Source organism: Pseudomonas sp. 14P5.3.2, from assembly GCF_057799175.1.
The window spans coordinates 20,799-33,592 of record NZ_JBYOKU010000019.1; the positions used below are offsets into that span (position 1 = coordinate 20,799).

Annotated in this window: 5 protein-coding genes; 3 read left to right on the forward strand and 2 right to left on the reverse strand. The window is 61.1% G+C overall.

Features of this window, described 5'->3' with window-relative positions:
* The first annotated feature begins 355 nt into the window (after positions 1-355).
* A complete protein-coding gene (locus AC27VU_RS16755) occupies positions 356-7,414 on the forward strand; it encodes a TcdA/TcdB pore-forming domain-containing protein (protein ID WP_488724481.1) in 7,059 nt (2,352 codons plus the stop codon).
* Between the two features lie 59 nt (positions 7,415-7,473).
* On the opposite strand, the gene AC27VU_RS16760 is transcribed toward AC27VU_RS16755, so the two are convergent.
* Positions 7,474-8,070: a MarC family protein gene (locus tag AC27VU_RS16760; protein ID WP_488724482.1), complete on the reverse strand. Its 597-nt coding sequence runs from the start codon at positions 8,068-8,070 to the stop codon at positions 7,474-7,476.
* 256 nt (positions 8,071-8,326) lie between these two features.
* On the opposite strand from AC27VU_RS16760, the gene AC27VU_RS16765 reads away from it, so the two are divergent.
* Together AC27VU_RS16765 and AC27VU_RS16770 are read left to right on the forward strand one after the other, a co-directional pair.
* Complete coding sequence (locus AC27VU_RS16765; RefSeq protein WP_488724483.1) at positions 8,327-9,118, forward strand: hypothetical protein; 792 nt, start codon at positions 8,327-8,329, stop codon at positions 9,116-9,118.
* A 57-nt stretch (positions 9,119-9,175) separates the two neighbouring features.
* Positions 9,176-9,901, forward strand: coding sequence for a hypothetical protein (locus AC27VU_RS16770; protein WP_488724484.1), 726 nt, complete (start codon positions 9,176-9,178; stop codon positions 9,899-9,901).
* 21 nt (positions 9,902-9,922) lie between these two features.
* On the opposite strand, the gene AC27VU_RS16775 is transcribed toward AC27VU_RS16770, so the two are convergent.
* On the reverse strand, positions 9,923-12,697 hold the full coding sequence (locus tag AC27VU_RS16775) for a hybrid sensor histidine kinase/response regulator (protein WP_045122274.1): 2,775 nt from the start codon (positions 12,695-12,697) through the stop codon (positions 9,923-9,925).
* Positions 12,698-12,794: the final 97 nt, after the last annotated feature.

Here is a 12,794-nt window from a genome sequence, read left to right on the forward strand (position 1 = left end):
TCTGCGAAATGCTCCGCGTCTGACTTTTCAACCTGACTTGTACGATTTGCTCCGCGTCTGCGTGAGAGCTTTCCTGTTGCTTACATTCTGTCCGACTTATCCTGAATCCTCTAAGACCTGTACCAAAGTTCAAACCGAGGTAATGACGGGGCTTGGTAAGTTGCGTTGATTCATAACGGGGTTACCAGCAATAACTTGTTGCTGTTACAGGTGTTGCCAGTTGTTTTTTAGTTGTCTGTTTTGACATGTATTGAATGTTTTGCAGTTTGAGCCCTGATTCGCCAGTGGATAGTTTGGCGACCATGGAAAGTGCCAGCAGGCACTCATGTCGGCTCAGGGCAAAGGAGAAACTTTCATGCAGGATCAGAGACTTCAAGACGCCAGTGGTTATGTGAATTTCATCAACCTGTTCAAACAGGCGGATCTGGAACAGGCCCTGTTGGCGCACCGCGACAGTGACGCCTGGCAGTCAGTCTGGCGTTATTACTTTGCATGCATTGGTCTGCTCGATTCGCCTCGATTGATCGAACCCCTGGCATTGCTCAAACAATCGCTGGGGCAGTTGCTTGGCCTGTCGCGCGTGCGCCGCGATGCCGACGACGCGCCAGCACGGCCCCAAGACTTATCGCGGATCTACAGCCGCATCGAGGCCTTCGAAACCCGCCTGCAAAACAGCCAGTCCTATGCCAGGAGCGTGGCCACTGAGGTACCGAAAAATCTGCACTTTGTCTGGCTCGGCGGGGGGCTGGGCCCGATACAACGGGATTATCTCAACGTATGGAAACAGGTCTTGAGCGGGCAGGGCTATCGCCTGCATCTGTGGTACGACAGTGACGCGTTGCTGGCCTGGCAAACCGACAGATTGATCGTTGAGGCCGCCAAGGCTGACGCCATGCAACAGGGTGGCAATCACAGCATTTCCGCAGCGGCTCTGGGCACGTTGTACGAAGAACGCGTGATCGTTCTCAAGCAACAGATGTTCATGCACATCCAGGCCGCGCTGGAGCAGGGGCTGTCAGCGGATGAAGCGCGGGTCGACCTGTTGGCCCGGGCCTACGGCCAGGACGCCGCAGATCTGGAGACGCGGATCGAACAAAACCGTCGCAGTCTGCTGGATCTCGCGGGCGGCGATCTGCAGTTGCGCGACCTGCATGACCTCGACACGCCACTGCAATTGCAGACGATCTACGAGCGCGAGACCCGGTTGCGCGGCAATCTGGCCGCCGCTTCTGATGTGGTGCGGGTCGAGGCCTTGTATAACGAGGGCGGCGCCTATGCCGATGTCGACAATCTGCCGCCGCTGGCCCGGCGCCTGGGGGGCGTCGACATCAGTGGGTTCGGCGGCGATACGCGTCTGGGCGTCCTGCAACTGTTGCTTGATCACAACCCGCACTGGATGCCTGGACGGCAGACCCGGCGTAACACCTACACCGACTACCTGGACCGCATACCCGCCGAGCATCGCCCCGCGCTTGAGGCCTTTGCCCGGCAACAGCCCGCGCTGAACGAAGTGTTCCAGGCCCCGGCGCAGCTGCTGGCGCGGCCACAGGCCTTGCGAGCCGTTGCCGTACAGAACACGTTGAGCAACTCATTCCTGACGGCCCATGCGCAAGCGCCGATGCTCAACAGTGTGATCCAGCGGTTTCGGTTCAACTATGAGTCGATCGACGAAACGGCCCGCCTTGCTGCCAAGCGCGGCGTCGCCTTGAGCGATTTTGACGGCATGACCGGGCTGGCGCGCGAAGTGCTCGAGCAGGCCTTTGGCCCTCTGGCCGAACTGTCGATGACTGAGGACGTGGCGGCCAGCTTTCTGATGCTGGCCATCGCGGGCTACTTCAGTGACGGCATCCGCCCGCAGAGCGAGGGGACGATTTATCTGACCGGACCGGCGGCGATGCGCGATGGCATGGCCGATTACGAACGGCAGCACTTTGTCCCGCGAGAAGCGGAAACCCTGCGCCTGGAGGCGGCCATCGAGCCGCTCTGGATAATCAACGACAAGACCGAGGAAGAACAGGATCACTCCTGGAAAGACAACGCCAACGACGATGAACAATGGGTTGTCGACGAGCAGCAACGCTGGCGGCAAGGGCAATACAGCGCGCGCTACAACGGTGATGTGGCGGCCCTGCTGAAACAGCAGAGCGTGCTGTTTGAAGAGGGATGGCCGGTTATCGAAGGCCGACCGGTGTTGTTGACGGATGTTCTGCAACGGATGATCGACAGGCTCGGTGAACCGTTCGTGGCCGCAATGCGCCGAGGCCATAACGGCGCGCTGGATTTTCCTGCGGGCCCGGGGCTCGATTTCGCCGACCGCCAGGCCATCAAGGCGCAGTCTGCAATGCTGCAAGCGCCGGTGGCGCTGAGCGACGAGCGGGTTCAGGGGCTGGCGCTGGATGAATTGCTGAGCAGTATCGCCGAAGGCTCGCTGCAGTTTTTCCAGGTCAGTGTCTTGCAGCGGGTGCTGTTGGGGCAACTGTTGGGCGCGCGCTCACTGGACAATCAAAGCTTCATGGCGGTCGCTGCCGAACTCGACAACCTGGCCAACCGTGTTGCCGAAGTGGGGGCGTCGGTGCGCTACGCGGCCATCGAGCGTCATCTTTATCAACAGCGGGCGACGGCGTTCATGGCCGGTCTGGCCAGTCATGTCGATCAGCCGATGCTGTCGTCGGACAGCGCGCTGACGCTGAAGCGCGCGGCGCTGTCGCAGGCTCACACGCTGTTGCAGTGGGGGCGGCATGTCGGACATATCCAGGAAGTGGCCACTCGCGAGCATCGTGAGCAGGTGATCCTGCGATTGGGGCAGGTGCTGGGGCAAATCGAGGCCAGCGACATCAAGCTGGTGCCTCAGGATCTGTTGCTCAAGGGCCCGGGTGATCCCGGTGGCCGCTGTTACCCGCTTGCGCTGATCATGAGTGCTGCGCTGGAGCACGGTGTTGCCGCATCGCGGCGCTTGCGCGAGCGCTTTTTCCTGGCGACTGTCGAGCCGCACCAGAGCGATTCGAAGGTGTTCCTGGAGGCGCTTGAGGAGTTGCAAAGCGTGCAATTGCACGACATCGGCCAGCCCCTGGGGCGTGTCGATCTGCAGCAGCTCGGCAGCACCCTTGAAGCCTACGGCAGCTCGCGCACGCTGATGCTCAACTCGGACAATCACGCCATGCTGCTGGCGAAAACCTTCGACGGCGAACGCATCACTTATCACTTCTACGATCCCAACTTCGGCGTGTTCGAGTTCAGTGATCCGGCCTTGTTCCGGAGGGCGCTGACCGACCTGTTTCTGAAGCAAGGCCTGGCGAAATACTATGCGGCCTATGGTGACGAGGCGCGCCCGACGTTTGATCTGATCGAGTTGCACGGGCAAAAAATCTCGGCTCTGCAGCTGACCGCCGGCTTTCGCGTCGGGCAATTGCTGGCGTCCGACAGTGTGCTGCCGGAGCATTCAGGTGGACGGATTCGCCAGCGCCTGAACAGTGCGCGCGGCCAGTCGCTGGTCAGCAATCCGCCTCTGGGGCGCAGTCTGCGCGATCTGGACAGTCATTGGTGGGGACAGCAGATCGCCCACACGACCGACGCCTTGCAGGCGCTGCACAGCTTGGCAAAACCGCTGGTGCCGCTGTTCGAAACCCTTGAGATAACTGCGGATGGCAAATACCGGATCAACCTGATCGACCCGGTGCAGAGCGAGCAGGTGGTGCAGGTGGTCAGCACCGATCATCGTCTGCTGCGGATCAGGCGTTATCTGTCCGAGCAGTTCGCGACCCTTGGCACCCGGCCCGCGCCGGAGTTGATCGAGGCCGGCGCCGTGCACACCCTCAATAGTGGGTTCACGATCCAGGCATTGATGAACGCCTTGCGCGGTCGCGAGGGCGACGGCCGCACATTGACCACTGCCGTGCGGCTGCACGCGTACGTCAATTACGCGCAGCTGGCGCACGGCAATGTCGCGGATGTCGCGGGTCTGATCGCTCTGGTCAGAACCGCGCTCAAGGAAGAGAGGGTCATCGCCCGCACCTGCGCACCGGTGGTTGGCGAGGCGCTGGGGCATGTCGCCAACGAAGGGGTGGGAGCGGTGCTGGGGCTGGCGAATGTCGGCTTCGACATCTATCAATTGACGGCGGCGGACAACGAGCTCGAGCGGGCGCAGTTTGGCACGCAACTGGCGTTCGACTCCGCCAGTCTGGCATTGACCGCTGGTGGTCTGGGTGCGGCCACTGCGGGTGCGGCGACGGCCGCTGCCGTGCTCGGCGGCGCCGGGGTGATCCTCGGTGGACTGGCCGTGGGCGTCGCGGCCCTGGCCCAGGGCTTTGCCAGAATTGCGCAACAGGCGCAGGACGTCGGGCTGTTTTTCGACGATCTGGAGCGGGCCTATCGCGGTGTCGGCTATCGCCATGATGCTGCGCAGGGGGGCTGGCTCGTGCACCCTGCGCTGGTCGTGCAACGTCTCGATTTCAGCCGCGCCAGCCTGCGGCTCGGCAGCCCGAAGGTGTATCGGTTGCGCGACCATTTCGGGGTGCCGGATTTCAATCCGGATGAGCAACAGGCGCTCGATTTGCGCCGCGAACTGGGGCTTCCCGGTCACCTCAATATCGAGCTGCCGAGTGGGCAACTGGTCGTCCTGCCGTGTACGCCGATCACGTTCTACGGCTACGAATACAAGGCCTTGCCGTTCTCCAGTCTGCGCCACGACACGGGCTTCGATACCGCTCGCAGGCTGGAAAAAAAGGATAAGGACGGCCAGTGGAAATTCCTCTTTTCGTTCTACTCCTTTCCCACGCACTACATCGTGAATCGCCTGGCACCGTCGTATCGGCCAACGGTGATCGAGGTGCAACTGGACGCCCGCGAGCGTGCGCTGGCAGTGCCGATGATCCCGACAGCCTGGCACGATCACCTGACTTACCGGATTGAAGGGGCGGGCGCTGCGTGCTCGCTGATCCTCAATCGCGGCGTCAGTATCGAGTTACAGGCGCCCAGCCTGCAGCTGTGCCAGTGGAGCCTGGTGGCAACCTGGGCGACCGAGGCGGATGTGCAGGTCGAAGTCGGTGGGGGGCTTTCTGTCGGCGGCGTCAAGGTGATGTTCACCGGCAGGGGGCGCCACGAGGTCATGCTTCAGCTGACAGGGCGCCAACGGTTCAAGGTCAATCGCGCTGGCGGGCGACTGGATATTCTCGAGCAGAGCGCGCCTTCCGGTGAGAACGAGCAATCGCTGCTTCTGCATTACCAGGGGCTGGCCCGGGAGCATCGGCTGGGGTTGCCCTACACGCCGGTTCAGCATTTCCCGATTCCGTTTGAGCCCGAGGACCAGCCGCGCTACACCACGGCCTGGTACGACGCTGCAGAGAATCGTTTTCTGTACATCCGCAGCGCAGAGGTGCTGGCCGCGGATGAAGCGTTGCTGGCGGTGGTGGTGAATGATTTTGCCTATTTCTACGAAGCGCAGAACTACGACATCTGGCAGGTCGATGCAGTCAGCGGATTGCTCAAATACCGTTACCGCCTGCTGGTGCTGGCCGGTGAATGCCACGTGCGACGCATTGATGCCGATGCCCAAGGCGTGATCCATGTCGAGCAGCAATGGGTCGGCGCTGACGGGAAAGTCACGCAGTTCAATTACCTGATCCATGACGGTCGGTTGCAACTGGTGGCGGTGCTCCACGAGCTGGACCGGGAGCTGGGTCGCCAGGTGTTTGCCCAGCCGATCCTCGCGCAGTGGTCGGTGGTGTTTGGCGAGTATGGGGTGCTATCGCCGGTGCCCGAGCGTGCCGGGGTCACCACGGTCGACTGGCAACCGGCGGACTTCGTGTCCGTCTGCTGGCTGTTCGATGCGCACAAGCGTGACCTGGTGTGGATCCGCAGTCGTGACCGCTTGTGCATTCATCCCTATGCCCCGTATCCGCACACCCGGGGCTGGGCCGATTCGATCAGGCAGCTCGGCGACCTGGTGCTCCTGCCGCTCAGCGATGAACACGATCTGTTTTGCATTTACGACCGGCTGGCGCAGAAGTTATGCCGGGTGCAACGGACCACGTCCGCCGGCAGCGAACGCTGGCCGGCGCAGTGGACGCATCAGTGGGTGCAGCCCGCCGGGCTCAAGGACGTAGTGGCGGTTGAGGGTGGGTACCTGGCGCTGACCGACGACGGGCTGTTTTTCAACCTGAGCGCCCAGGGTGAAGCGTTGCTTGGGGGCACTACTGAGCGTTGGCTCAAGGATCGGGCGCAGTGGTGGCAGGCACTGCAAGCGCTGGCGACGCAGTATCCGATCAACAGTTTTGCCATTCTCGGTGTGCGCAATGCCGGCGGTGAGCGCAACTTGTGTGCCTGGGCTGTGGATAACCGCTTGCTGTTGTGCGATCCGGGCCACGAGCGCGAGATGCGCCTGCTCGGTATCACCCCGGACAATCAGGCAGCGTGGCTGTTCGACGTTGCCAGCGGCGCGATCTGCAGGCAGGCGTTCTTTGACCATCTGCTGCTTGAGCAGGCCTTCGGCAGCGGCGCACAACTGTTGTTGGCCGACCTGCTGCCGGCGCCGCAGGCCGAGTGGGACGACTGGCGATTCAGCCGTGTGACCGGTGATGGCGGCGGGCTGCGCGGGACTACGGTCAACGGCGTGTCACTCCTGTTGCGGTCTGAGGAAGCGGAGCGAATCATTGGCGTCGAACAGCGCTGGGTCCGCGAGCACGGCGAACAATGGCTGGCTGCACTGCAGGCCTTGCTCGAGACCGCCGAACATGAGCCGTTCATCGCCGTGGAATCCGGCTCCGGCAGCCTGCAATGGTACGACGTGGCGAATGCGCGGTTGATCCGCGTGGCGGACCAGAATCTGCCACAGGATTGCGAATTGCTCGGCACTCGCCACCGCCATGTGTTGTTGCACGAGCGCCAGGCGCAGCGGGTGGTTGTCTACCCCGGCCACCAGAGTATCGGCCCTTTCGAGTATGTGCAGCGTGACGCCGAGGTCCTGGTGGTCGAGGCGCAGAACAAGGTCGAGGACCTGTTGCCGCTGATTGCCGATGACGTGCGCTGCCTGGTTCTGCGCTTGGGGCAGGGTGATGTGACCTTTCACCTGTCGAAGGCCTGCTGGTTGCGTCTGGATTCGGTGATCGTCGATTGCCGCCACCGTCTGGGCGAGGTGCCGGCGATTCCCGGCAAGTTGATCTGGCAGCTGGATGCGCCGCAGCAACTGCAACTGTCGCAGGTCGGGGAGCATTTGCTCATCGTCGACCCGGACCGCCAGCACAGCCTGATCCTGCGTGATGTGTGTTCGAGTGATCCGGCGATGCGTGGCGAGGTGTTCCTCGGATTCGAGGGCGGTCGCTCCTATCCGGTGTCGAGCCTGGTGCAGTGGCTGCGTGACCGCGCAGACGCCGACGGCAGTGTCACGCTGGAACGATTGCTCGACGCCGTGCCGGCGTGACGCACCGCTGTAACTGAAAAGGCCTGCGCAGCTCACTGCGCAGGCCTTTTTACCGATCTTCAGGGAACCAGGTAACCCTTTACCCCGGTGAAGATGATCTGCGCCGCCAGCGCGCAGACGAACAGTCCCATCAGACGGCTGACGATCTGCAAGCCTTGATCGCCGAGGATGCGTTCGATGTGATTGGACAGGTACAGCACTACCCCGACGGTGAAGCTGGCCAGGGTAATACTCATGATCGCGGTCAGTTTGTCGTCCCAGTGCGGCTGGCTGACGCCCATCACCAGCAGGGCGCCGATGGTGCCGGGGCCGACCGTCAACGGAATGGTCAGCGGGACGATCGTCACGTCCTGCTGCACGTTGTCACTTTGCACCACCGGTTTGCCCTGGGCCATGCCCAGCGCCGAGATGAACAGCACGCTGCCGGCACCGATGCGGAACGCGTCCGCAGTGATCCCGAACACGTCGAAAATCACCCGTCCGAACAGATACAGCAGGACGCTGGAGACCAGCGTGGCAATCGCCACTTTCCAGGCTAGGCGCCGCTGTTCCTTGCGCGAGTAGCCACGGGTCAGGCTGATGAAGCAGGACAACACGAAGAACGGGCTGTAGAGCACCAGCATCTTCAGGTAAACGCTGAATAACACGTGGAGCATGAGGGCGGCTCGCATCCGGAGAGGGGTGGCAGCGAGTCTATCAGTCGCTTAGTTGCTTGTGTGCGCAGAAGATGCTGCGCACGGCAGTTCATCTTTCCGAATTTTATTTTGAACGTTGTGTCGTTGTTGTTTGTTAGTTGTTTTTGTTGTTTGGATATGATGTTACAGATTAGGGTTTGTGGTTGTATGTTTGTTTGGTTATTGTTTGGTCGCAAGTTCAAGAGGAACTTGTCTGATAATTAATAAGGATTTTATTGTGCATAATCAAGCTGTTCGCGAAAGTTATATTGCTTCTTGTGTTAAAGCGATTGAAGAGTGTGAGATCGACGACCAGTTGGTTATTCGTCCTCACGCCCTGATGGGTATAGGGGACGACGTAGAAGCACCGTCCAAGGGGGCTGTTGTAGGTGAGGGCACGATGGGCTTTGTGGGCAAGATGAGTCTCCAAAACCAACGTGATGCGGCAAACGCTTTCCTCTTCGCGACGCTCGCAGCAAACAAACAGTACCCGGCCGAAGAGCAGGGTAAAGAGTGGTATCTGCGCTTTCGCGAGGTGATGACCCAGGCAGGCTGGACACCTGTCAGAAAGTATTACAGCAACCTGGATGTCGAGGGCACCAGCGTGCGTATGGACAAACTGGTACTGGAAATCCTCGGTTCCGTGGTTGCCGGCGCTGCGCTGCCAGGCCCGGCCAGTGCATTGATGCTCAAGGTGGCGGGAGATGCGATCTCTGCCTTGCAGAAGCGTGATACTGCCGCACTGACGGCTTATGAGCGCAATCTGCTGCAACACGGTGTTGGCGGAATCTCCGCTGGTGCATGTGTTGAAGTCGATGGCGAATCGATCATGGCCCTCGGCACCGTGCGTTTCCAGCGCAGGAATACCTCTACCAAAGTGCTGTTTGTCGATGTCGACGTGCGTAATGTAAACCTGTATCGAGGCGAAACGGTATTTGTCAAAAACACATTAAAAGCGGACTCGGTTCGTGAAACTATTAAAAATAAACTCATCGTTCACAGTGAAAAGATTGTCGATGTTGAAATTTGATTGATCAAAAAAAGGCAGCCGGTTTCGGCTGCCTTTTTTGTTATCGGGAGCAATGATATGAATGACGAATATTCAGTATTGATTGTTGGCGGCGCCGTTGTGCTGGTTCCGGTAACGGAGGAGCTGGCGCACTATGACGATTTGATCGAGTGCCTGTTGCTGGCGCAATTGGCGGCCAATAAAAAAATCGAAAAGGCGGCGGAGATCGACTGGTATGGCGCGTATGTGCAGTTGCTGGATAACTATTGGCTGCGCCACTCCAGAGCTCGACGACAATGGTCCATCGGAAAGGATAACGTCGAGTCGCTTGGTGATTGGGTCCTCACCGCGATGTTCAGCGACGCTGTGGATAACAGTGGCGCTGCATCTGTAGCGCTGCGACGTCTGGCAGGCCTGTCCGGCACCGAGCCGGCCATGGGTTTGCTGCGCAGGCACATCCAGAAGAGCATCCTGGCGTCCGAGTCCGAAGATGGGCTTGCGTCCGCCACGGCTGTGCGCCTGCTGGTGGTCGTCGCGAACACGCCGACCTCCTTGACCAGTGTCTATCTTGAGCTTGCGACTGATCGGGTGCTTGGCGGCAACCCCCTGGCCGAGCTGTTTCAGGCCGAGGATGTGCGCGGCGACGTGTGCATGCGTTACGCCGGTGCCTACTTGTCTGAGACCCTCTATGCTCCGGCCCGCGCCGCCGTTGCCCTGAAAATCAGGGACAGGTTGAAGGACAACGTTGTGCGGTTGACGTTGCCCGATGAAGGGGCAGTCAGACAGCTTTGCGCAGCCGATTGAGGCGCAACCGGGCAGGCCTGCTCAGAAGGTCGAGGCCGTGCGGTTCTGCTGATCGCGCTGGGCGACCCAATGTTCGATCAGCTCGCGCAGTTGCGACAGCTCCACCGGTTTGGCCATGTGCCCGTCCATCCCGGCCTGACGCGCGCGTTCCTTGTGTTCGGCGAGGATGTGCGCGGTCAGCGCGACGATTGGCGTGCGGATGCGCTGATTGCTGACTTCCCACGCACGCAGTTGCTGGGTTGCCGAGAAGCCATCGAGGATCGGCATTTCGCAGTCCATCAACACCAGGTCGTAACGCTGGGCCTTCATCGCTTGCAGGGCTTCTTCGCCGTTGCTGGCAGTGTCCGGTTGCAGGTTGAGCTTGCCGAGCATGCCGCGAATCACTTTGGTGGAAATGGTGTTGTCTTCGGCGACCAGAATGCGGAAATCGCTCGGCACCTTGGCCGCTGTGGCGGGGGTAACCACTTGTGGCTGGAACACCACCTGACCCTTGTTGCGCTGATTCAATTCGTCGGCCAGCGTGGTCTTGAGCGTGTAGCCGGCCACCGGTTTGGCGAGGATGCGCTTGATCCCCGAGTTGCGCGCGATGATCTTGCTCGGCGCATTGCTGATGCCGGTGAGCATGATCAACAGAATGTCGTGATTGAGGCTCGGGTCTTCCTTGATCTTGGCCGCCAGTTGCATGCCGGTCATGCCGGGCATGTTCTGGTCCAGCAGCACCACATCGAAGTAGTCACGCAGGTGCGCCTTGGTGCGCAGCAGCGCCAGCGCTTCCTTGCCCGACGGCACGGCGCTGACGTTCAGGCCCCAGGCGCTGCATTGCTGCACCAGCACCTTGCGGCAGGTGTCGTTGTCGTCCACCACCAGTACCCGCGCACCTTGCAGCGGACCGTCGAGGTCGGAGGTCGGGTGTTCGAGGCGATCCGGGTCCAGCGGCAGAGTCAGCCACAGCGTGCTGCCCTGATTGGCGCCGCTCTTGATGCCGAACTCGCCGTGCATCAGGCGAATCAGCTGTCGCGCGATCACCAGCCCGAGGTTGCCGCCCAGACGGTTGGCGGAGAGGAAATGCTTGCTGTGCAGTTCGGCATGCAGCAGCGCCTCGCGCTCTTCCGGCTCCATCGGCTGGCCGCTGTCCTGCACGGCGATGCGCAGGCGCGGTTTGACGCTGCGCTCGTCGAGGGCAACGACGATCAGCACTTCGCCTTCGTCGGTTTTCTTCAGGGCGTTTTCCAGCAGGCTCAGCAACGTCTGGCGCAAGCGGGTCGGATCGCCGCTGATCACCCGCGGCACCTGCGGCTGGATGAAACTGATCAGCTCGACGTTCTGCTGTTCGGCCTTGGCCCGGTAGATGCTCAGGCAATCGTCGATCAGCGCGTTGAGGTCGAACTGCACATCGTCCAGCTCGATCTGCCCGGACTCGAGTTTGGAGATGTCGAGAATCTCGTTGATCAACGTCAGCAGTTCGTTGCCGGCGCTGTGGATGGTTTGCACGTAGTCGCGTTGCTTGACCGACAGCGGCGTGCCCAGCAACAGCTCGGTCATGCCCAGCACGCCGTTCATCGGGGTGCGGATTTCGTGGCTGATCTTGGCGAGGAATTCGGCCTTGGCGTTGATCTCGGCGTTGCTGGCGGCGAGGTCGCGGCTGATGCTGAAACGGCTTTCGGTGATGCTGCGCTGACGTTCACCCAAGGCGATGCTCATCAGCAGGCCACTGATGCAGATAAACGCCATCAGGGTCATGATCAGGCCTTGCGGCGACACCAGGGTCAACCCCAGCAACGCCGGCAGAATGATCAGCGTGCCGATGTTGAACACCACCATCCCGGCAACGAACAGCCGCGCCGGACGGTAGCCCTTCTGCCAGTGATAGAAGCCGACCAGCAACATGCTCAGACCGGCCAGGGCCACCAGCGCGTAAGTGATGATGTTCAGCGGCAGGGTGTTGACGAACAACAGCAGCAGGCTGCAGATCACGATGAACAGAATGTCGCCCAGCAACAGTTTGTTCAGCGGGTGCGGGCCGAGCGGGGCGAAGAAGCGCAGGGCGAACATCAGCCCGGCCGGGGCGGTCAGCAGCAGGGCCAGATACGCGCCGGGGGTCTGGATCGCGTGCCAGTTCGGCAGCCACGGGCCGGCGAGGTTGAGCAACAGCAACAGACTCAGGCCCAGCAGGCCTTCGCAGACCGCCAGCCACAGGCTGCTGCGCGAGCGGGAGTAGGCGTAGCGCACGAGGTTGTGCAGCAGCAACATGCCGAGGCAGCCGAACAGCAGACCGAAGATCAGCGTCTGGTTCTGGTTGGCGGCACTCAGCACCGCCGATTGCAGGGCAATGTGCGGGCGTAGCTGATGGTCGGAAACCATCCGCAGATAGACGTCGAGGGACTTGTCGCTTTGCGGCAGCGGCAGCAGGAAATCGCTGCTCGGCAGTGGCCGTTCGACCTGTGGCTGATGGGTGCCGGAGGTGCGTTGCTCGATCAGCTTGTCGCCGTCCAGCACGTAAAGGCTGAGGTTGGACAGGTCGGGGGCGAAGATTCGCAGCACTTGCTCGTGCTTGCCCGGCGCCAGTTTGAAGCGCAGCCACAGTGCGCCATCGGGCTCGGCCGCCGTGAGGCGATCAAGTTCGATAGGGCTGAATTGATTGGTGTAGCGAGCCGAGCGGATGTCGCTCAGTTGCAGATTGCCCTGATCGTCAAGCAATACCGACCAGCCACTGCCTTGCGCGGCCTGAGCCGGAAGCATGCAGAGCAAGGTCAGCAGCGTGACGGTGAAGCTTATGGCAATCCTGAGCCAGCGCACGGCGAAATCCCTTCGTAGGTTGATGCCAGAATATAACGATGCGCGGCGGCGGAACAGCCCGGCGAGGGACTGCATCCCGCGCCGGACTTGAAGGACA

Coding starts and splice junctions, on each gene's coding strand:
- AC27VU_RS16755 (WP_488724481.1), top strand. CDS start 356: ATGCAGGATCAGAGACTTCAAGACGCCAGTGGTTATGTGAATTTCATC.
- AC27VU_RS16770 (WP_488724484.1), top strand. CDS start 9,176: ATGAATGACGAATATTCAGTATTGATTGTTGGCGGCGCCGTTGTGCTG.
- AC27VU_RS16760 (WP_488724482.1), bottom strand. CDS start 8,070: ATGCTCCACGTGTTATTCAGCGTTTACCTGAAGATGCTGGTGCTCTAC.